This is a genomic window from Rhizobium sp. 01T444, from assembly GCF_056398305.1.
Window position 1 is genome coordinate 61729 of record NZ_JBFTPD010000020.1, and the last position, 20647, is coordinate 82375.

General features: G+C 60.6%; 17 protein-coding genes and 1 pseudogene. 6 read left to right on the plus strand and 12 right to left on the minus strand.

The features are described 5' to 3' along the window. Window positions 1-22: 22 nt before the first annotated feature. A pseudogene (locus AC1DTN_RS24415) lies at window positions 23-930 on the plus strand (DMT family transporter). Between the two features lie 428 nt (window positions 931-1358). Here the strand turns inward: AC1DTN_RS24415 and metF are convergent. The 4 genes from metF to AC1DTN_RS24435 form a co-directional block, all read right to left on the minus strand. Further along, on the minus strand, window positions 1359-2261 hold the full coding sequence (metF, locus tag AC1DTN_RS24420; protein WP_477922968.1) for a methylenetetrahydrofolate reductase [NAD(P)H]: 903 nt from the start codon (window positions 2259-2261) through the stop codon (window positions 1359-1361). After that, entirely contained in the window at window positions 2262-3287 is a 1026-nt protein-coding gene (locus AC1DTN_RS24425; RefSeq protein ID WP_113181102.1) for an ArsR/SmtB family transcription factor, read from the minus strand. 158 nt (window positions 3288-3445) lie between these two features. Continuing rightward, window positions 3446-5095 carry an energy-dependent translational throttle protein EttA gene (ettA, locus tag AC1DTN_RS24430; protein WP_113322247.1) on the minus strand — a complete coding sequence of 550 codons (1650 nt, stop codon included), beginning with the start codon at window positions 5093-5095 and terminating at the stop codon, window positions 3446-3448. A gap of 108 nt (window positions 5096-5203) precedes the next feature. Continuing rightward, window positions 5204-5941 (minus strand): ribonuclease T2 family protein, encoded by a 738-nt coding sequence (locus tag AC1DTN_RS24435; RefSeq protein ID WP_310389292.1) that lies wholly within the window; start codon window positions 5939-5941, stop codon window positions 5204-5206. 170 nt (window positions 5942-6111) lie between these two features. Here AC1DTN_RS24435 and AC1DTN_RS24440 point away from each other — a divergent pair, with 170 nt between their 5' ends. The 4 genes from AC1DTN_RS24440 to AC1DTN_RS24455 are packed head-to-tail and all read left to right on the plus strand — an operon-like array spanning window position 6112 to window position 10930. Beyond that, the gene (locus tag AC1DTN_RS24440) at window positions 6112-7056 is read left to right on the plus strand and encodes an alpha/beta fold hydrolase (protein WP_477922969.1); all 945 of its coding nucleotides are present in this window, start codon (window positions 6112-6114) and stop codon (window positions 7054-7056) included. Between the two features lies 1 nt (window position 7057). Continuing rightward, complete coding sequence (locus AC1DTN_RS24445) at window positions 7058-8014, plus strand: DMT family transporter (RefSeq protein ID WP_113325781.1); 957 nt, start codon at window positions 7058-7060, stop codon at window positions 8012-8014. A 44-nt stretch (window positions 8015-8058) separates the two neighbouring features. Next, window positions 8059-9258 carry a succinate--glutarate CoA-transferase gene (caiB, locus tag AC1DTN_RS24450; protein ID WP_477922970.1) on the plus strand — a complete coding sequence of 400 codons (1200 nt, stop codon included), beginning with the start codon at window positions 8059-8061 and terminating at the stop codon, window positions 9256-9258. Between the two features lie 13 nt (window positions 9259-9271). Further along, a complete protein-coding gene (locus tag AC1DTN_RS24455; RefSeq protein ID WP_477922971.1) occupies window positions 9272-10930 on the plus strand; it encodes a thiamine pyrophosphate-binding protein in 1659 nt (552 codons plus the stop codon). A gap of 59 nt (window positions 10931-10989) precedes the next feature. Here AC1DTN_RS24455 and AC1DTN_RS24460 read toward each other — a convergent pair whose 3' ends face one another. From AC1DTN_RS24460 to AC1DTN_RS24470, 3 genes are all read right to left on the minus strand, one after another. Then, the gene (locus AC1DTN_RS24460) at window positions 10990-11334 is read right to left on the minus strand and encodes a RidA family protein (protein WP_220336754.1); all 345 of its coding nucleotides are present in this window, start codon (window positions 11332-11334) and stop codon (window positions 10990-10992) included. Between the two features lie 75 nt (window positions 11335-11409). After that, window positions 11410-11748 (minus strand): protein tyrosine phosphatase family protein, encoded by a 339-nt coding sequence (locus AC1DTN_RS24465; RefSeq protein ID WP_113324539.1) that lies wholly within the window; start codon window positions 11746-11748, stop codon window positions 11410-11412. 86 nt (window positions 11749-11834) lie between these two features. Further along, window positions 11835-12671, minus strand: a complete 837-nt coding sequence (locus AC1DTN_RS24470; RefSeq protein WP_477922972.1) for a DUF4432 family protein — start codon at window positions 12669-12671, stop codon at window positions 11835-11837. 255 nt (window positions 12672-12926) lie between these two features. On the opposite strand from AC1DTN_RS24470, the gene AC1DTN_RS24475 reads away from it, so the two are divergent. Further along, window positions 12927-14312, plus strand: a complete 1386-nt coding sequence (locus tag AC1DTN_RS24475; protein WP_477922973.1) for a L,D-transpeptidase family protein — start codon at window positions 12927-12929, stop codon at window positions 14310-14312. A 6-nt stretch (window positions 14313-14318) separates the two neighbouring features. On the opposite strand, the gene AC1DTN_RS24480 is transcribed toward AC1DTN_RS24475, so the two are convergent. From AC1DTN_RS24480 to AC1DTN_RS24500, 5 genes are all read right to left on the minus strand, one after another. After that, the gene (locus tag AC1DTN_RS24480; protein WP_477922975.1) at window positions 14319-15434 is read right to left on the minus strand and encodes a helix-turn-helix transcriptional regulator; all 1116 of its coding nucleotides are present in this window, start codon (window positions 15432-15434) and stop codon (window positions 14319-14321) included. A 129-nt stretch (window positions 15435-15563) separates the two neighbouring features. After that, a complete protein-coding gene (locus tag AC1DTN_RS24485) occupies window positions 15564-16274 on the minus strand; it encodes a ParA family protein (RefSeq protein WP_113324543.1) in 711 nt (236 codons plus the stop codon). A gap of 236 nt (window positions 16275-16510) precedes the next feature. Then, window positions 16511-17665 (minus strand): iron-containing alcohol dehydrogenase, encoded by a 1155-nt coding sequence (locus tag AC1DTN_RS24490; protein ID WP_477922976.1) that lies wholly within the window; start codon window positions 17663-17665, stop codon window positions 16511-16513. Next, window positions 17662-19047 (minus strand): aldehyde dehydrogenase family protein, encoded by a 1386-nt coding sequence (locus AC1DTN_RS24495; protein ID WP_477922977.1) that lies wholly within the window; start codon window positions 19045-19047, stop codon window positions 17662-17664. Before AC1DTN_RS24495 ends, AC1DTN_RS24490 begins: the two co-directional genes overlap by 4 nt. A 100-nt stretch (window positions 19048-19147) precedes the next feature. Then, entirely contained in the window at window positions 19148-20512 is a 1365-nt protein-coding gene (locus AC1DTN_RS24500; RefSeq protein ID WP_310389264.1) for a glutamine synthetase family protein, read from the minus strand. Window positions 20513-20647 lie beyond the last annotated feature (135 nt).

Genomic DNA, 20647 nt, shown 5'->3' on the forward strand with positions numbered 1-20647 from the left:
CCAGCAAATGGGAGGGATCGGCATGGAACAGAAAATGAGTGCTTTGACCTGGGGGCTTCTTGCCCTGCTCGGTCTGATCTGGGGCGGCTCCTTCTTCTTCGCGCGCATCGCTGTTGTGGAGGTGCCGCCACTCACCCTCGTCTTCCTGCGCGCCTCTCCATCGCAGCCGTCGCGCTGCATATCTACATCGGCGGGCGCTTCGGCATCTATCCACTGCTGAAGAGCCGGTGGCGCGAATTCCTCATTCTCGGCATCCTCAACAACGCCCTGCCCCACGCGCTGATCTTCTTCGGCCAGACGCGCATCGGCGCCGGCCTTGCCTCCATTCTCAATGCCACGACACCGATCTGGACGGTGCTGATCGCCAATTACCTGACATCAGATGAGAAGCTCTCCTCGGCCAAGATCATCGGCTGCCTTACCGGCCTTCTCGGCACAGTCGTCCTCATAGGCCCGAGTATCACTGATGGCAGCGACCTGCCCCTCTGGGCACTTCTCCTACCCGTAGTCGCAGCGGTCTCCTACGGCTTTGCCGCCACTTACAGCAAGCGCTTCAAGGGCGTGGCGCCGCCCGTCATCGCTGCCGGCCAGATGACGGCATCCTCGCTGGTCGCCCTGCCGCTGTCGCTCGTTATGGACCGTCCCTGGGCACTCTCCATCCCCTCGGCCAACGCCATCGCCGCCATTCTGGCAATCGCCCTGCTATCCACCGCCTTCGGTTATATTCTCTACTTCCGTATTCTGGCCGCTGCAGGCGCGACCAACGCCTCTCTGGTGACGCTGCTCGTGCCGCCGAGCGCGATCCTGCTCGGCTTCCTGTTCCTGGGTGAGCGACTGGAAATGACCGAGATTGCCGGCATGGCGCTGATCGGCGCGGGACTTGTCATACTGGATGGTCGCATCTACCACCGCTCTGGCGCGGTAACCTGAAATGATTATGCTGCAGTGCGCCATTCTTTCGCCAAAAGCGTGAATCGCTGCTATCGGTATGTAACGAAGCGTTAAATTTTGAGAGCGTAATTTTCTAATTATATTTCAGTAGCTTGCAGGGTGGTTGCTAGACTTATCCACTGCCCTCTTCGGCAGTGCAGCACAAGAAGCGCTTCCCAACTAACACATTTCCGACATATTATTAGCTGGTTAACGCGAGGAGGCAGACATGGGACTTACGCAATCCTTGAATGTCCTGTTGGTCAGTGCAGCGTTCGCATTCGTCGTATCCATGCTCTTCATTTGAGCCGATACGAAGCGTAAAGACTGAATACCGAACTCCTGAAACAATCAGCCCCAGATATTGAAAAGCGCATGCCCCGCCCGGCATGCGCTTTTCCTATATGCTGATAACAGTATCTGTCTGATCAGGCGGCAGCGCCGGCGCTTCTCGCCGTCTGTCGCGAATGGCCGAGGTTGGCGAGAACGGCAGAAACCAGCGGCGCACGGTTCATCGTATAGAGATGGAACTCGTGGAGGCCGCGACGGACGAGATCCTCGATCTGCTCGGCTGCGACATCGGCGGCAACCTTGGCGCGCTCCTCCGGCTTGTCGTCATATCCGGCAAAACGTTGATCGAGGAAATCAGGGATGACCGTGCCGCAGGCGCCGGCAAAGCGCTTCAACTGCGTCAGGTTCTGGATCGGCATGATGCCCGGCACGACAGGGATCCTGACGCCGGCCGCACGCACCTTTTCGAGGTAACGCTCGAAGTTGTCATTGTCGAAGAAGAACTGTGTCAGAGCGCGGTCGGCGCCATTGTCGGCCTTGCGCTTCAACATCTCGATATCGGCCGCCTGGTCGCGGCTTTCCGGATGCTTTTCCGGATAGGCCGAGACGGAGATTTCGAAATTGCCGATCTGCTTGAGGCCTGCCACCAGTTCGGCTGCATTGGCATAGCCGCCCGGATGCGGCTGGTAAGGCGCACCAACGCCGCCAGGCGCATCACCGCGCAGCGCCACGAAATGCGTGACGCCTGCCTTGCGGAAGCTGTCGACCACCTGATGCGTCTCTTCCTTCGTGGCGCTGACGCAGGTCAGGTGTGACGCGGTCGCAAGCGGCGTATCGGTCAGGAAGCGCGTGACCGTGGAGAGCGTCGGCGCCTTGGTGGTGCCGCCGGCGCCATAGGTCACCGAGACGAATTCCGGGTTCCAGTCCTGCAGGTCGCGGACGGTGTTCCAGAGCTGACCCTCCATCTCCTCGGACTTCGGCGGGAAAAACTCGAAGGAGATCCTGATATCGCGGCGGCGGGCGTCGTTTTTCTGGGTCATTTATTCTCTCCCGGCAAATGTAGGTACGGCGCCTTCGGTCTCCAGCGAGGCCATCAGGCGCCTCGGGTCGCGTGCGAGCCAGACCGTGACCGTGAGGCCCTGCTCGCCCTGCTGACCCGGATGAAGGTCGACGACCTGCTCTATATCGAGCCCAGCCTTGCGCACCCAGTCCGACATGGCCTGATGCGAAAAGCCGAGACGCACATGGGCATGTTCGTCGCGAAGATATTCGAGATTGTGCGGCGCCAGATCGATAATGACGAGACGTCCGCCCGGCCGCAGCATGCGCGCGGCTTCCGTGATCGCGATGTCAGGCTGATCGAAGAAGTGCAGCACCTGATGGATGGTGACCAGATCGAAATCCTGCCCCTCGAAAGGCAGGTTCAGGATATCGGCGTGGCGTACCGAAGCCGTGGTGATGCGGGACTTGTCGAGATTGGCGCGCGCCACGCTCAGCATGTCGCGGCTGGCATCGACGCCGATCGCCCGGCGATAACGGCCGGCGAGAAGCTCCAGCATGCGGCCGGTGCCGGTGCCGAGGTCGAGCAGGGAATCGATCGGATTGGCCCCGAGCAGCTTGATGACGGCCGCATCCACCTCCTCGTCAGCAGCATGCAGACGGCGAAGCTCGTCCCATTCGGCGGCGTTGCGGCTGAAATAGGCCTGCGCCCGCTCGGCACGCTGGCGCTTGACGGACGCCAGACGCTCGCCGTCACGCTGGACGACAGGATCGTTTTCGGAGACATGCTTCAGCAAGGCCCGTACCAGGGCAGCGGCCTTGCCCTCCTGCGCCAGCCGGAAATAGGCCCAGGCGCCTTCCTGATAGCGGTCTATCAATTCCGCTTCGCCAAGCAGCTTCAGGTGCCGGGAGATACGGGGCTGGGATTGGCCGAGAATTTCCGTAAGATCTGTCACGGTGAGATCGCCCGCCGCCAGCAGCGCCAGCAGCCGCAGGCGCGTCGGTTCGCCGGCCGCCTTCAAGACGTCCACCAGCGCATCCAGTCCAAGCCTTAGGGGTTCGCTCATATTCTACCCAATCAAGATATAAAGATATCTTTATGTGATTTGGATAGCTGAGGCAAGCGGCATTTTACCGATTTGCGAACTTGCCTGTGGTGATAACGACAGCAGACATCAAAAAAGCCCCGGACCAGCCGGGGCTTTCGAAAAGCGCAAAGAGCCGATCAGCGCGTCAGGCGCTTGTGGGCCTGGCTGCCCGGGTTCAAGGCGTCGGGGCCGAGGCGGCGGACCTTGTCCTGCTCATAGTCCTCGAAGTTGCCTTCGAACCATTCGACATGGCCCTCGCCTTCGAAAGCGAGGATGTGCGTGGCCAGACGGTCGAGGAACATGCGATCGTGGCTGATGATGATGGCGCAGCCGGCAAATGCTTCCAGCGCGCTTTCCAGAGCACCCAGCGTTTCCGTATCGAGGTCGTTGGTCGGTTCGTCGAGCAGCAGAACGTTGCCGCCGGCCTTCAGCATCTTGGCAAGGTGAACGCGGTTGCGCTGACCACCCGAGAGATTGCCGACCTTCTGCTGCTGGTCGCCGCCCTTGAAGTTGAAGGCGCCGCAATAGGCGCGCGAGTTCATGTCGAACTTGCCGAGCTTGATGATTTCCGCGCCGCCCGAGATTTCTTCCCAGACGGTCTTGTTGCCGTCGAGCGCGTCACGGCTCTGGTCGACATAACCGAGATGCACAGTCTCGCCGATGCGGACCGATCCAGCATCCGGCTTTTCCTGGCCGGTGATCATCTTGAACAGCGTCGTCTTGCCAGCGCCGTTCGGGCCGATGATGCCGACGATGCCGCCTGGCGGCAGCTTGATCGACAGGTCGTTGATCAGCGTGCGGCCTTCAAAGCCCTTGGTGATGCCTTCCATTTCGATGACAACCTGGCCGAGACGCTCGCTGACCGGGATGATGATCTGCGCGTCGCCGGGACGCTGCTTCTCGGCGGCCTCCACCAGTTGCTCGTAAGACTTGATACGCGCCTTGGACTTGGCCTGGCGGGCCTTCGGGCTGGACGCGATCCATTCCTGTTCGCGGCTGATCGCCTTCTGGCGGCCTGCCTCTTCGCGGTTTTCCTGCAGCATGCGCTTGGCCTTGGCGAGCAGGTAAGCCGAGTAGTTGCCTTCGTAGGGGATGCCACGGCCGCGATCGAGTTCCAGGATCCAGCCGGTGACGTTGTCCAGGAAGTAGCGATCGTGGGTGATCATCATCACGGCGCCCGGATAATCGCGCAGATGCTTTTCGAGCCAGGCGATGGTTTCGGCGTCCAGATGGTTGGTCGGTTCGTCGAGCAGAAGCAGATCCGGCTGCGACAGCAGCAGGCGGCAAAGTGCGATACGGCGACGCTCACCACCCGAAAGGCTGGTGACTTCGGCGTCGCGCGGTGGGCAGCGTAGGGCTTCCATTGCCATCTCGACCTGGCTTTCCAGATCCCAGAGGTTCTGGCTGTCGATGATGTCCTGGAGCTTTGCACCCTCGTCCGCCGTCTCGTCGGAATAGTTCATCATCAATTCGTTGTAGCGCTCGAGCACAGCCGTCTTGGAGGCAACGCCTTCCATGACATTCTCAAACACTGTCTTGTTCGGATCAAGTTTCGGTTCCTGTTCCAGGTATCCGACCGTCGCGCCTTCGGCGAGCCAGGCTTCCCCGGTATATTCCTTGTCCTGACCGGCGATGATGCGCAGCACGGTGGACTTACCGGCGCCGTTAGGGCCCAGGATACCAATCTTGGCATCGGGATAGAAGGAAAGGTGGATATTCTCGAGGATCTTCTTGTTGCCATAGGCCTTGTTGAGGCCGGACATATGATAGATGAACTGGCGTGCCATGCTGGGATGCTCCGGGCGGAAACTTGAAATCGTGGCCGCTATGTAGGCGAAACCACGCCGTCGGGCAACGCCGAAACCCCGTTTCGTCGGGATTTCGGCATGTTTCCGTCAGAAGCCGGCTGCATCCACAATGCCTTCGTCACAGCCGAAGGAAGTCTGCCCTGCCCCCTGGATGAGGCCACCGAGGCCCTTCTCCTTCGCTTGAGCCGAAACGGCATCCTGCGAAAGCCCGATCGTCAGTTCGCTGATCACGCGCTTGTTGCCGACGCGCCGGCAGCTCATCTTCACCCGGTCGCTGGCGCCTGCGCCGAAGCTCTTGTCGAAGGCCGCCTTGATTGCATCGGCCTTCAGCGTCTTGCCGACATTGGCGGCAAAGAGATCACGCACGGCCGAAGCATTGAGATCGCCCATCAGATGAATGGCGGTGGCGAAATAATCGTCGGCACTCATTTTCGTGCAGGTGCCGTGCTTGATCCATTCATGCCGCTCGAGCGCCGATTGCGTGCCGGGCATCGCCTTGTCGAGCGCACTCTTCGTCTCGGCCGAAAGGTTCACCGCAGGCAGGCTCGTCCACTGGCCGTCCTTGTCGGCGGCTTTCTGGTCGGCGGATACGTCACAATAGTCTTTCCGCATCGGCCACAGACCATGGAGAGAAAAGTTGGTGGCGTCATAGCGGTCGCCGCTCTGGCTGGCGCATTCAGCCTTCTTCTGGTTGGTCTGGCAGAACGCCGGCTGCCAGCTTGCCGCAAGGATGAACCGTGTGCGCCCGCTTTCCTGTGCGGATACGGAACCGACTGACGACAGCGAAAGGAACAGGATGGAAACCGAGAGTAGAAACTTGCCCATTATTAGCCCCGAAATAGCTCCGACAAAGAACAATACAGGAACAAACAAGCATGAAGCCGAAGTTTGCGCAACCCTGAATCGCAGGGGCAAGCATGCTTTTCTTATGTATGAGCGAAACCGCAATATTGCATTTGCCTTGATATCTGGTCTTTTGGGCGTGGGAGGAATGCATGTTTTCCGAGACATTGCGGCTTCGAAACGCCGCGGCTTCGCTTGCCTATCATCACCAGCCCGCCGTGGGGCAAGCGCGCGCCATCCTGATGATTTCACACGGTCTTGCCGAACATTCCCGTCGTTACCACCGCTTTGCCGAGGCCATGGCTGCAAGCGGCCATCATGTCTATGCGCATGACCATCGCGGCCACGGCGAGACAACGGCCGATGATGCGCCGCTCGGTCGCTTTGCGAGACGCAACGGTATTGAGAGTGTCATCAGCGATATCGCCGCCATGCACACCTTTGCCACGGGCAGTCACCCCGGCCTGCCCGTCATTTTGCTCGGTCACTCCATGGGCGGCCTGATCGCACTGAATGCCGCCGCCGATCTCCCCGGCCGTTTCGCAGCCCTTGCCGTCTGGAATTCGAATTTCGCTGCCGGTCTTTCCGGCCGCGCTGCACAGGCGATCCTGCTTGCCGAGCGCATGCTGAAAGGCTCGGACGTGCCGAGTGACATGCTGCCGCGGCTGACATTTTCCGCCTGGGGCAAATCCGTTCCCGATCACCGTACGGAATTCGACTGGCTGTCGCGCGATCCGGCCGAGGTCGACGCCTATATTGCCGATCCGCTTTGCGGCTTCGATGCTTCGGTGTCGCTCTGGCTCGATGTCTTCGCCCTCACCTTCCGCGGCATCGAAAAGGAACGGCTCGAGACCCTGCCGAAGAACATGCCGATCCATCTGGTCGGCGGCGGCAAGGACCCGGCAACCAACAATGGAAAAGCCGTTCTCTGGCTGTCAAAGCGTTTGAAAAGCCGAGGCTTCTCCCGTATCAGCACTGAGATATATCAGGACATGCGGCATGAAACGCTGAACGAGATCGGCGCGGAAACGGCAATTGCGGATTTCGCCGGTTGGTGCGACGAGGCGATCCGCACGGTCCCGAGCGAAAGGACCTGAGATGACGAGCCTGAGTTCCACCCGCCATCCCGCCTCATCCGAGGTGACGTTCGGCCTGCTTTTCATGCTGCTCTCGGTGCTGATCTCGCCGCTGATCGACATCTTCTCGAAGCTGGCGACGACAACCATCTCCTCCACTGAAGTGGCCGGCTTCCGCTTCGTCATCCAGGCGCTCACCATGCTGCCTTTCATCTTCCTGCGCGGCGCAAAGATCCAGTTCTCGCTGAAGCAGAGCTGGTATCATGCCATCCGCGGCGCGATGGTCACCATCTCGATGATCTGCTTCGTCACAACGCTGAAGGTCATGGCGGTTGCCGATGCCATCGCCATCTTCTTCGTCGAGCCGATCATCCTGACGATCCTCGGCAGCATCTTCCTGAAGGAAACCATCGGCTGGCGCCGCTACAGCGCCTGCGCCGTCGGTTTCCTGGGCGCCATGCTGATCATCCAGCCGAGCTTCGAGCAGGTGGGCTATATCGCCCTGCTGCCCGTCGTCAGCGCCTTCTGCATCGCCGTCTTCGCGCTGATGACACGCGTGCTGTCACACCGGGAAGATCCCTGGGCCATGCAGTTCCAAACCGGCCTCTGGGGCATCTTCTTCTGCACCGTCATCCTGTTCTTCGGTTATGGCAGCGGCTCCGACATCTTCGACACGACCATGCCCGATCTTCCCGCCTTCGGCTACTTGCTGGGTACGGGCATTGCCGCAGCGATAACGGGCATTCTCGCGGCTTACGCTTATCGCGCCGCCCCGGCCTCCACGCTTGCGCCGCTGCAATATCTGGAAATCGTCTCGGCCACGGTCTTTGCCTGGCTGGTCTTCGCCGATTTCCCGGACGCGCTGAAATGGCTCGGCATCCTCATCGTCATCGCGTCGGGCCTCTACATCATCTGGCGCGAGCGGCGCTTTGCTTCCAAACCCGTATCCGATACATCTGAGGCAACGAGGGCGCCCTGAAATCCGCCGCCCATAGGAGGAATTGGGAGGAATTTGGGAGGAACATGACGGAAGACGTGAAGAAGAAGCCGCCGCTTGCGGGCATTAGGGTGATCGAGCTTGCGCGTGTGTTGGCCGGCCCCTGGGCGGGGCAGATGCTGGCCGATCTCGGCGCCGATGTCATCAAGGTGGAAAACCCTGATGGCGGCGACGACACCAGGCATTGGGGGCCGCCCTTCGTCGAAGGCGCGGATGGCGAAAATCTCTCCGCCGCCTATTATCATTCCGCCAATCGCGGCAAGCGCTCCGTCACCGCAGACCTGAAAAGCGAGGAAGGCCAGTCGCTGGTGCGCCGCCTCGTCGCCACAGCAGACGTGCTGATCGAGAACTTCAAGCTCGGTGGCCTCGTCAAATACGGGCTCGACTATGAGAGCCTGAGAGCGATCAATCCGCGCCTCGTCTATTGCTCCATCACCGGCTTCGGCCAGACCGGTCCCTACGCCAGTCTCGCCGGCTACGACTATATCGTCCAGGGCATGTCGGGTTTCATGTCGATAACGGGTGAACCGGATGGACAGCCGATGAAAGCGGGTGTCGCGATTGCCGATATCTTCACCGGCATCTATGCGGTCTCGGCGATCGAAGCTGCCCTCATTCATGCTCTGAAGACGGGCGAAGGCCAGCTGATCGACATGGCGCTGCTCGATGTACAGTCGGCGATCCTTGCCAACCAGAACATGAACTATCTGGTTTCCGGCCGCGCCCCCGTGCGCCTCGGCAATGCGCATCCGAATATCTCGCCCTATGAGGTCGTACCGACCGCTGACGGCTATCTCATTCTCGCCGTCGGCAATGACGGCCAGTTCCGCCGGCTCTGCACGATCCTCGGCCTCGTCATCGCCGATGACGAGAACTTCGCGACCAACAAGGCACGCGTCGCCAACAGAGATGCAGTGCGCCGGACGGTCTCCACCGAAACGCTGAAATGGCAAAAAGCCGACCTCCTGAAGGCTTGCGAGGACAACGCCGTCCCGGCCGGCGCCATCAACACGATCGAGGAAATGTTTGCCGATCCGCAGATTTTCGCGCGCGGCCTGCGCATTGACCTGCCAGATCCGGCGGGCACGATGATCCCGGGTGTGCGCACGCCGGTTGTTCTGTCGGAAACGCCGCTGCGTTACGAACGGCCGAGCCCGCGCCTTGGCGAGCACAATGAAGAGGTTCTGACCGAACTGGTAGAATGGGAGAGGAAGACATCGCCATGAGAAGGAAGGGGCCATGAAGAGGACAGGCGGGCAATTGATCGTCGAGGCGCTGAAGGCAAACGGCGTGAAACGCCTCTCCTGCGTGCCGGGAGAGAGCTTCCTTGCCGTGCTCGACGCCCTGCATAACAGCGATATCGACGTCATCGTCTGCCGCCAGGAGGGTGGTGCCGCCATGATGGCGGATTGCTGGGGCCGGCTGACCGGCGAACMCGGCATCTGCATGGTCACCCGCGGCCCAGGCGCCACCAATGCTTCTGCCGGCCTGCACATTGCCCGGCAGGATTCGATCCCGATGATCCTCTTCATCGGCCAGGTGCAGCGGGAGGCGCGCGAGCGCGAAGCCTTCCAGGAGGTCGAGTTCCGCCGCGCTTTCACCGAATTTGCCAAATGGGTCGGTGAGATCGACGATGCCGCCCGTATCCCGGAATTCGTCACCCGCGCCTTTGCGATCGCCACATCGGGCCGTCCGGGTCCGGTCGTACTAACGCTGCCCGAGGATATGCTGCGCGACGAGGTCGAAGCGCCTCGCGCCAAGCGCCATACGCGCGTCGAAGCCCATCCGGGCCGCAGCCAGATCGATGATCTCTACCTACGCCTCTTGAAGGCCGAGCGGCCGATGGTCATCCTCGGCGGCACCCGCTGGGATGCCGACGCGGTCGCCGATTTCCAGACCTTTGCCGAGCGCTTCAACCTGCCGGTCGGCTGCTCCTTCCGCCGCCAGATGCTGTTCGATCATCTGCATCCCTCCTATGCCGGCGATGTCGGTATCGGAATCAATCCGGCGCTGGCGAAAGAGATCAAGGAAAGCGACCTGCTGATCCTGCTCGGCAGCCGCATGTCGGAAATGCCCTCATCGAGCTACACGCTGCTCGATATCCCCTACCCGGCTCAGTCACTCGTCCATATCCATCCGGATCCGTCCGAGCTCGGTCGTGTCTACCGCCCGGATCTGGCGATTTGCGCCAGTCCCGCCGATTTCGCCGAAGCGCTCGCCGATCTGGAAGCCCCGGCTGAACCGCGCTGGGCCGAACGAACCGAGCGGATGCATCAGGCCTATCTCTCTTGGTCGAAGCCGCCGGCAACAGGTCCGGGCGCCGTCCATATGGGCCCGATCATGGAGTGGCTGGAGGCCAATACCAAGCCGGATACGATCTTCACCAACGGCGCCGGCAACTACGCCACCTGGGTGCATCGCTTCCACCGCTTCCGCCGCTTCAATACGCAGGCAGCGCCAACCTCAGGCTCCATGGGCTACGGCCTGCCGGCCGCCGTTGCCGCCAAGCGGCTCTTTCCCGACAGGCAAGTCATCTGCTTTGCCGGCGACGGCTGTTTCCTGATGCACGGACAGGAATTTGCGACCGCCGTGCGCTACGACCTGCCGATCATAGCGGTCGTGGTCAACAACGGCATCTACGGCACGATCCGCATGCATCAGGAGCGCGACTATCCGGGCCGGGTCAGCGCCACCGACCTCACCAATCCGGATTTTGCAGCCCTTGCCCGCGCCTATGGCGGCCATGGCGAGACGGTGGAAAAGACCGAGGATTTTGCACCGGCCTTCGAGCGGGCGTGCGACAGCGGAAAGCCGGCGATCATCGAAATCAAGCTTGATCCCGAAGCGATCACGCCGACCCGCACTCTCTCGGAAATCGCCCAAACAAAAAGCCGGTGAGGCCGTGAACCAATCTGGTTCACACTTCACCGGCTTTGATTGGTCGCTCTTGAGCGCTCTTAGTCGAGAGCAGCCGTGACGATGAACTCGACCTTGTACTTCGGCGCAGCGAGCTTGGCTTCGCTGGTGGCGCGGGCTGGCGGGTTTGCGGGGTCGATCCAGCCTTCCCAGACGGCGTTCATCTCTGCGAAGTAAGCGATATCGGAGAGATAGATGATCGTCTGCAGGATCTTGGACTTGCTGCTGCCTGCAGCGGCGAGCAGACGGTCGACTTCGCCGAGTGCCGACTTGCACTGATCCGTAACGCTTTCGCCTTCGCCGACCTGGCCTGCGAGATAGACGGTGTTGCCGTGGATGACGGCACCGCTCATGCGGGCGCCGATGTCGATACGCTTGATGCTCATCGTGTTCTCCTGTTCATCAAATGAAAGACGCCGCCTTCAGGCGGCATCGGAATATTCAGCCTTCCAAACTGAAGACTAAGCGCGAATGTGGTGCGTCTTCTGATAGATCGCCGTCGAGCGCGCGCCGGAGCGGCAGTAACCGAGCATCGGGCGCTCGAATTCGTCGAGTGCGTCGACCATGCCCTGCACAGCTTCCTCGGTCACGCCCATCGGGCCAACCGGCACATGGGTGACCTGCAGGCCAAGCTCCTTGGCACGGGCTTCGATGACGGCAAAAGGCGTCTGGTCCGGGCTTTCGCCGTCCGGACGATGGCAGACGATGGATTTGAAGCCGAGCGCCTTGATCTGGTCGAGTTCGTCAACCGTGATCTGGCCGGAAACGGAGTATTCATCGTCGATCTGGCGGATATCCATCGTCTCAATCTCCTCGAAAATGGTGGGCTGAAGGTCTACGACGCACTCCCGTAGGCGTCAACACGTCTTCGCCGAACGCCCCTTCATTAGACGAAAGCGAAACGCAGGCCGTAGCTGCGGCTTTCACCCGGCTTCAGCCAGTTGAACTCACCGGCCGCTTCCAGCTCATGGCGCAGCACCCACCGGTGCGACACAGGTTCGATACCGATAATATGCGCCGGCGCCTTCTGGTTCCGCCAGATCTGCAGATGCGGCAACGTATCGGCGCGGAAACGCACCCTCAGCGTCTTGCCGCCGATCGCAGCAATCGGCCCGAGCCGGACTTCGGCGAAACCGTCTTCAGTGGCCGGAGCCTCGACGCAGAAAATGCCGCCCGGCTCCTCGCCGAAGGTCCAGGGAAAGCCACCTCCATCAAGCATCCGGCCTTCGAGCCGTGTCGCCGCGTCGAGCCATTTGCCGCCGGTGTTCATATGGTACATCAGGAAGGTCGGCACCGTCTCGCTGCTCGTATTGACGACGCGATCTTCGAGCGAGACCTCGCCGGTCACCCCGTCGATCCGCCACAGCCGCTCGATGCGCTGCGGCAGGCCCTCGACCGTAGTGATGTCGATATCGGCGCGGCATTCGGCATCGCCGTTTTCCAACCTCGTCCACAGCACCTTGGCCGGATGGCCGGAGGCAGAGCCGTGCAGCGGATAGATCTTGCCATCAGTGCCGGGAATGGGCTGCCGGTGGCGGATATGATCAGGACCGCAAGTGAAGAGGAAGCCTTCCAGCGAGTGATCGATTCGCGGGTCGCCATCGTCGGGAATGGCCCGCTTGGGCGCGATATCCACGCCCTCGATAATGCAGCCGGCGATATCCAGCACCGATGTTTCGTCCAGCATCAGGCGCGGCCCGCTTGCGGCGGCAAATTCGATCATCGGCTGTCCTCCCGGGGAATCTTGGTTGCGGTAGGGTTAGGTCGTGCGATCACCCTCGTCAATCGACACCGGTGAAATGGTCAGGGAGCACCGCAACCGGCGACTTCACAGGAACGTCATCTTCGCGCAAGCGTTTATGAGTAAACGCAAAACACCGTTGTTTTTATGTTTTGTTCAGCACGGCTTAAGAAATTCCACACTAGCGTCAAAATTCGCAGGTGTGTGTCTGCCGAGCCACTGATCGAGGTGTGAGACGTGAATCGCTTTATGAAATCGGCCTTTTCTTTTTCGGCCATGCTGTTGGCGCTCGCTGCCGTCGCGCCACAGGCCGATGCCCAGCAATATGGCCGAAACCGGAGCGATATCGTGCTGGTGACGCCAGGCGGCGAAATTCTCGACTATGTCCCGCCCGGCCGCGGCTTCGTCTATGCCCGTGATTACAGCGGCAATCGCGTATTGGTCGACCGCTACGGCAACATCATCGCCACAGAGATGCGCGCCCGCGGCTATTATTCGCCGCGCACAAATCGCGAAGTCTACAACGACGCCTACAATAACGATCCCTATTATCCTGACGACAACCGCCACGGCGACACGCGCTATTCCGAGCGCGGCCCGGTAACCGGTTCCATTCCGCAGGATGCTGCCATAGAGCGCCGGCCACTCGAGGATCAGCCCTACCCCGGCGATCAGCAGGGTCAGGACGACTATGCCGCAATCGAGCCCGATCAGCAGATTCCACCCGCCGATGAGCCGCGTCAGGTGCCGCAGGAACCTGTGATCACCCTCAAGGACAAGTCGAAGCCCGAGATCGTGGCCCTTCAGGTCTTTCTGGATCGCTCCGGCGTTTCGCCCGGTGTCATCGACGGCCATATGGGCTCCAATGTCACCAAGGCGGTCTACGCCTATGAACAGATGACCGGCACCAAGCTCGATCCAAACAATACGGATGCGATCCTCGAAGAACTGCGCATGAATGGCGGCCTGCCGGTCGTCAACTACACGATCACGGATGCGGATGCGGCCGGTCCCTATGTCGCACAGATCCCGGAAGATTATTCACAGAAGGCGCTCCTGCCGTCCCTCGCCTACACCTCCGTAACCGAAGCGCTCGCCGAACGCTTCCATATGGACGAGAACTTCCTGAAGGAAATGAACCCCGGCGCGGATTTCACGATTCCAGGCACCGTCATCAAGGTCGTCAATCCCGGCGAGAACAAGAAGGGCGCAGTCGCGAAGATCCTCGCCGACAAGGGCCGCAAGCAGGTCTTCGCCTATGACGACGCCGGCAACCTCGTTGCCGCCTACCCCGCCTCGATCGGCTCCACCGACACGCCCTCTCCGTCAGGCACGGTGACGGTCGAGCGCGTCGCCTTCAATCCGGGCTACACCTACAATCCGAAGGTCAACTTCCAGCAAGGCGCCAACGACAAGATCCTCGACATCCCGCCAGGCCCGAACGGCCCGGTTGGTACGGTCTGGATGGCGCTTTCCAAGCCCACCTATGGCATTCACGGCACGCCCGACCCCTCCAGGATCGGCCGCACCCAGAGCCATGGCTGCATCCGCCTGACGAACTGGGATGCGACGGAGCTTGCCAAGATGGTCAAGCCCGGCGTGACGGTCGAATTCGTCGACTGAGGAACACTATTCGCCCGGTGTCTCCGCCGGGCGCTCGCCGAACTGGATGAGACGCAAGAGCTCCACCTGCTTCCTGGCACCCGTCTTCATGTAGACGGACCGCACCTGCGAGCGGATCGTCTCTCGTGAACGGCTGGTTTCGGCAGCCAGCCCTGCAACCGAGCCTCCCGAAACCAGCGCCCTGACGACCCTGATTTCAGCCTGCGTAAGACCGAAATCGTTGCGCAGTTTTTCATCACTCAGCCCCGCGAGCCTTTGTTTGGGCTCAATCAGGATGGCGACAACAGGCCTTTCAAAGAAGCGTGGCTGGTGGCTTTTTTCAAGCTTGAGCAAGGTGATCTTCCGGCCATCGGTCAGAACCGTCTGCTGGCGCTCCGCCTCCGATCCATGCCGCAGCATCAGTGTGAGACGGTCATCAGCATCCTTGTCGGCGAGATGCAGGGTTCCGAGCGGTGAAAGCCAAACACCTGTTCCCTGTTCGAGCACCGCCTCTCCCAAGCCAGAAGTGGACACCAGTCGCCGCTCTGAATTCAGGAGGAGCACACCGACGCCAATGGCATCGAACAGTCGTCCGTTGATCTCCGAATGGCTCTTTTGCCGGCCGCCGGATTCGACCGCGATGAAGGCCCGTCTCAGATGCGGCCCGATCCTTGTCAAAAGCGCAGCGCAGGCCCGGCTCTCATTCGGATCGGTCCAGCGGGTCGTGGTGATCGAAAGATTGAACGACCGGCTCCCCTCCCGCAGGATCGCCATGCCGACAGCGCCGTGACCTTCATGCCGATGCCAGAAGTCATTGAAGAACTCGGTCTTGGAAAGCTCCGCATAGGATATGAAATCCTCGCCGATTGCCCCCTGCCCGGTGGGTGTCCTATCCAGACCGGATATCCACGGGTTCAGCCGGCAGTAATAGCGCGTGTAGGTGTCGATCCACGACTGATCCATGTTGATGTGGAATTGCGACGAACCTTCCGCCCGCGCAGCGTCGTGATAGAAAAGGCTGGTTCCCGCCCCCGGCAACAGCCCGTTCAACTCCGTCAGAAACGTATCCCATCGCGCTTCGCCAAAAACGATTCCGTAGATGGAATCGATGAGCTTGTCGTCGACTTGCCGGGTAATGCTCATGCGTTGCTTCGCGCGTGAAGAGATTTTTACAACCTGATAACCATTACACCAGTGAGCAAATGTAATTTCAAATGGAAAATGCCCCGGTCGAAGCCGAGGCATCAATTTCCCTACCCCCCGGTAGTCTAATCAGGCAGCACGGACCATGGCGTTTGCTAGGCGAATGGCAACCGGCAGCCGGCCCGGCACCTTGCGGATGATTTCCTCGGCGAAACAGAGGGCGTTTTCACGAGCCTTGTCGAGATTGCTGACGCGCATCGGATCCATCGTATGCAGCGTGCCGCCGCAATCGAAGATGTCGCGGAAGGCCGAGCGTTCGATGATCGCCGTATCGAGAACCGGCACGTGGCGCTCGTTCAGCAGCGCCTTGACGAGTTGCAGCGCGCGGGTAGTGACCATGGAGTTGACGCGGGTCAGCACGACCGAATGGCCGATCTTGATGCCTGCCTTCTCCTCCAGATACTGGAGCAATTCGAGAACCTGGGCGCCGCCGCGTGCATCCATGGCGCAGCCCTGGATCGGGATCAGCACGTGGTCGGAGAGGCCGACGGCCGTTGCCAGCAGCGGATTGCGCGCGCCCGGCAGGTCGATGATGAAGTAGTCGGTATTCTGCTTGTTTTCGCTGATGTGCTGCGGCAGCGAGGCGGTCGTTACGAAATCGATGACGCTGATGTTTGCCACATGGCCGGAAATTTCGTGCCAGCGCGAAATCCAGTGCTGCGGATCGGCATCGAGGATGGTGACGCGGTAGCCCTGACGGGCAAGTTCGGTAGCAAGCAGCAATACGGCTGTGGTCTTGCCGGCACCGCCCTTGGTATTTGCGAATGTGATGACTGGCATATTATTAGTCCTCGAAGGGAAATGGCGCGAGCCGGCATCGCTCGTTGTTAATCGCACTGTCGGAGCATCGTGCGGTTAACTCATCCTTGCCAATCGTGGTTAACAAACCGTTAAACGGACCCGCTGAAATTGCGGCCTGCATTTTTCGCATCATCAGAAATAAGCATGCGCTAAAAACAAAAAAGCCCGGAAAACCAAGGTTTTCCGGGCCAGTTGATAGGTCCGCCTTTATCTGATCAGAAGCAATCCGCAAACAGGGTCTTGGTATTTTCAAGCGTCAATGCAACCGGATTACCGCCGGCGCTCGGGTCTTCGATCGCCATCGCCGCCAGTTCGTCGAGCCGGTCGGGGGTGATTCCCATCGCCGTCAGATTGTCAGGGACGTTGAGTTCGGAACGCAGCTTCAGCACGTAATCATAGAAACCGTCGAAGCCGCCCGAAATTCCGAGATAGGCTGCCGCACGTGCGATCTTCTCTTCAATAGCCGAGCGGTTGAAGCGCAGCACTGCAGGCATGACGACGGCATTGGTCATGCCGTGATGGGTGTTGTAGACGGCGCCAATCGGATGCGAGAGCGCATGGATGGCGCCGAGACCCTTCTGGAAGGCGACAGCGCCCATAGCGGCTGCCGACATCATGTTGGCGCGGGCTTCCAGATCCGTGCCTTCCTTATAGGCGCGCGGCAGGAATTCCTTGACGAGCCGCATGCCCTCCAGCGCGATGCCGGCCGACATCGGATGGTAGAAGGGCGAGGAATAGGCTTCCAGGCAATGGGCGAAGGCATCCATGCCGGTGCCGGCCGTGATGATCTTCGGCATGCCGACCGTCAGTTCCGGATCGGCGATGACGACGCCCGGCAGGAACTTCGGATGGAAGATGATCTTCTTCACATGCGTCACGGAATTGGTGATGACGCTGGCGCGACCGACTTCCGAGCCGGTGCCCGCCGTGGTCGGTACGGCAACGATCGGCGCGATACCTTCGACGCTCGCCCGTGTCCACCAGTTGCCGATATCCTCGAAATCCCAGACCGGGCGCGTCTGGCCGACCATGAAGGCCACGCACTTGCCAAGATCGAGGCCCGAACCGCCGCCGAAGGCAACAACGCCGTCATGGCCGCCGTCGCGGAAGGCCTTGATGCCGGCTTCGAGGTTCTTCTCGTTCGGGTTCGGATCGACATCGGCGAAGATCGCGCGGCCGAGGCCGGCATCTTCGAGAATGTCGAGCGCGTTCTTGGTGATCGCCATCGAGGCGAGGCCGCGGTCAGTGACGAGCAGCGGCTTCTTCATGCCGAGGCTCTTGCAGGCGTCGGCCAGTTCCTTGATGCGGCCGCGGCCGAGCTTGACTGATGTCGGATAGCTCCAGTTTGCGGTGATGTTGGCGCTGCTCATGCTGTAACCTTCTTGAGATGGTAAGATTTCGGGCGCGTCAGATTGTGGAAGCCGATGATCGACAGCGAGCCGCCGCGGCCGGTTTCCTTGACGCCGGTCCAGCACAGAGCCGGATCGAGATAATCGGCGCGGTTCATGAAGACAGTGCCTGTTTCGATTTCACGGCCGAGCCGTCCTGCCCGCTCCGCATCCTTGGTCCAGAGCGAAGCAGTCAGCCCGTACTGGCTGTCATTCATCAGCGCCAATGCCTCGTCGTCATTCCTAACCTTCATAATGCCGACGGCTGGGCCGAAGGTCTCTTCGCGCATGAAGGCCATGGAATGGTCGACATTGACGAGGATCTGCGGTGCCAGATAGGCGCCGCCGTCATCGGCCGGGAAAAGCTTCGGATCGACCAGCGCCTTGGCGCCTTTGGCAACAGCATCGGCGATCTGCTCGCGCACCACCTTGGCAAAGCGCTTGTGCGCCATCGGGCCGAGCGAGGTCTCCGGATCGAGCGGGTTGCCAAGCTTGTAGTTCGAAACCCAGGCGACCGACTTCTCGACGAACGCGTCATAGAGCGATTCATGCACATAGATGCGCTCGATACCGCAGCAGCACTGGCCGGAATTATAGGTCGCGCCATCCATCAGCGTGTCGACGGCGGCGTCGAGATCGGCATCCTCCATCACATAGCCCGGATCCTTGCCGCCGAGCTCGAGGCCAAGACCGGTAAAGGTGCCGGCCGCAGCGCGTTCCATCGAGCGACCGCCTTCGACCGAACCGGTGAAATTGACGAAGTTGAAGCTGCCGGCGGCGATCAGCGCCGAGGTCGTCTCATGGTCTAGGAAGACGTTCTGGAACACATCCTCTGGAATACCGGCCTCGACAAAAGCCTGCACCAACCGCTCGCCGACGAGCAGCGTCTGCGAGGCATGCTTCAGCACGACGGTATTGCCCGCCATCAGCGCCGGCGCGATCGTGTTGATCGCCGTCATGTAGGGGTAGTTCCAGGGCGCCACGACGAAGACGACGCCATGGGCTTCGCGCTCGATACGGCGCTCGAACTTGTCGCTCTCCTCGACGACGAGCGGAGCCAGAGCATCGGCCGCGATCGAGGCGACGTAATTGGAGCGCTCGTTGAAGCCGCGATATTCGCCGCCATACTTGATCGGCCGGCCCATCTGCCAGGCAAGCTCGGGCACGACGACATCGGACATCTCGTTGAGACGGGCGGCACCCTTCAACACCAGTTGGACGCGATCTTCGAGAGGGCGCTTGGCCCAGGCCTTCTGCGCCTTGCGCGCACGCGCCACGGCTTCCTTTGCCGCTTCAAGCGAAAGCGTCGGACGCTCCGCGTAAACAGAGCCGTCAATCGGCGAAATGCATTGGATCATTGTCATGATCTAAATCCTGTTTTCTTCTGAGCCGCAGGGAAAGACGACACGACTTGTCTTCCGCAGGGAGAATCCAGTCGGGCGGCTTTCCGCTTCGGATACGTTCTTAAGCTCTCTCGAAGCCGCGCGCCACTTCCCAATCCGTGATGCGGCGGTCGTATTCTTCCTGCTCCCATTCGGCAGCGCGGGTATAGTGATCGATCACCTCGTCGCCGAAGGCTGCCCGCAGCATCTCCGATTCCGTCATGGCCTTGGTGGCGGAGCGCAGCGTGCGCGGGATCTCGCGGATGTCCTTGCCGAAATAGGCATCGCCCACATAGGGCGCCTCCAGTTCCAGCTTCTTCTCGATGCCGTCGATGCCGGCGGCAAGCAGGGCCGCGAAGGCAAGATAGGGATTGAGATCGGAGCCGCCGACACGGCACTCGATACGGATCGCCTTGGTTTCCTCGCCGCAGAGGCGGTAGCCCGCCGTGCGGTTGTCCTTGCTCCAGACCGCCTTGGTCGGCGCGAAGGTACCGGCCATGAAGCGCTTGTAGGAATTGATGTAAGGCGCCAGGAAATAGGTGATCTCGCTCGCGTGGCTGAGCAGACCGGCAATATAGTTCTGCATCAGCGGTGTCATGCCGTGATGGCCGGCATGGTCGAAGAAGAGCGGCTTTTCTTCGAGACTCCAGAGCGACTGATGGATATGCGAGGAACTGCCGGCGGCATTGTAATGCCACTTGGCAAGGAAGGTGATTGCCTTGCCCTTCGACCAGGCGATCTCCTTGCAGCCGTTCTTGATGATCGCATGCCGGTCGGCCATGGTGAGCGCATCGGCATAACGCACATTGATTTCTTCCTGGCCGGCGGAAGCCTCACCCTTGGAATTTTCGACCGGGATGCCCGCACCCTGCAGGCCCTTGCGGATCGCCCGCATTACCTCTTCTTCCTTGGTCGTCTGGAAGATGTGGTAGTCCTCATTATAGGCGCTGGCGAGCTTCAGGTTTCGGTATCCGGACGCCTGTGCCGCCTCGTAGGTCTGGTCGAACAGGAAGAATTCGAGTTCGGAGGCCATATAGGCCTTCATGCCCATGTCCTCCAGGCGCTTGACCTGCTTCTTCAGGATCGCGCGCGGCGAATGGGCCACTTCCTCATGCGTATGGTGGTCGAGCACGTCGCAGAGAACGAGCGCGGTACCTTCGAGCCAGGGAATGACGCGCAGCGTCGAAAGGTCCGGCTTCATCGTATAGTCGCCGTAGCCCTTTTCCCAGCTCGTCGCCTTGTAGCCGGAGACGGTTTCCATCTCCATGTCGGTTGCCTGTAGGTAGTTGCAGCTATGCGTTTCCTTCCAGGCGCTTTCGAGGAAAAACTCCGCCTGGAAACGCTTGCCCATCAGGCGCCCCTGCATGTCCACCTGGCAGGCAAGCACCGTATCGATGCGCCCGTCGGCAACGTCCTGTCTGAGATCGTCGAGAGTATAGCTGCTCATGATGTATCCGCCTGAAATTGAACCTGAGAAATCGGGAAAACGAAACGGCATGCGACCGCCGGGATCAACCCGCCCGATGCCTTTTCGTTGAACCGTGAGGGGGCCGCGTGATGCGGCCCCGCCATGTGAGAGGGA

Coding starts and splice junctions, on each gene's coding strand:
- metF (WP_477922968.1), bottom strand. CDS start 2,261: ATGACCCAGAAAAACGACGCCCGCCGCCGCGATATCAGGATCTCCTTC.
- AC1DTN_RS24425 (WP_113181102.1), bottom strand. CDS start 3,287: ATGAGCGAACCCCTAAGGCTTGGACTGGATGCGCTGGTGGACGTCTTG.
- ettA (WP_113322247.1), bottom strand. CDS start 5,095: ATGGCACGCCAGTTCATCTATCATATGTCCGGCCTCAACAAGGCCTAT.
- AC1DTN_RS24435 (WP_310389292.1), bottom strand. CDS start 5,941: ATGGGCAAGTTTCTACTCTCGGTTTCCATCCTGTTCCTTTCGCTGTCG.
- AC1DTN_RS24440 (WP_477922969.1), top strand. CDS start 6,112: ATGTTTTCCGAGACATTGCGGCTTCGAAACGCCGCGGCTTCGCTTGCC.
- AC1DTN_RS24445 (WP_113325781.1), top strand. CDS start 7,058: ATGACGAGCCTGAGTTCCACCCGCCATCCCGCCTCATCCGAGGTGACG.
- caiB (WP_477922970.1), top strand. CDS start 8,059: ATGACGGAAGACGTGAAGAAGAAGCCGCCGCTTGCGGGCATTAGGGTG.
- AC1DTN_RS24460 (WP_220336754.1), bottom strand. CDS start 11,334: ATGAGCATCAAGCGTATCGACATCGGCGCCCGCATGAGCGGTGCCGTC.
- AC1DTN_RS24465 (WP_113324539.1), bottom strand. CDS start 11,748: ATGGATATCCGCCAGATCGACGATGAATACTCCGTTTCCGGCCAGATC.
- AC1DTN_RS24470 (WP_477922972.1), bottom strand. CDS start 12,671: ATGATCGAATTTGCCGCCGCAAGCGGGCCGCGCCTGATGCTGGACGAA.
- AC1DTN_RS24480 (WP_477922975.1), bottom strand. CDS start 15,434: ATGAGCATTACCCGGCAAGTCGACGACAAGCTCATCGATTCCATCTAC.
- AC1DTN_RS24485 (WP_113324543.1), bottom strand. CDS start 16,274: ATGCCAGTCATCACATTCGCAAATACCAAGGGCGGTGCCGGCAAGACC.
- AC1DTN_RS24490 (WP_477922976.1), bottom strand. CDS start 17,665: ATGAGCAGCGCCAACATCACCGCAAACTGGAGCTATCCGACATCAGTC.
- AC1DTN_RS24495 (WP_477922977.1), bottom strand. CDS start 19,047: ATGACAATGATCCAATGCATTTCGCCGATTGACGGCTCTGTTTACGCG.
- AC1DTN_RS24500 (WP_310389264.1), bottom strand. CDS start 20,512: ATGAGCAGCTATACTCTCGACGATCTCAGACAGGACGTTGCCGACGGG.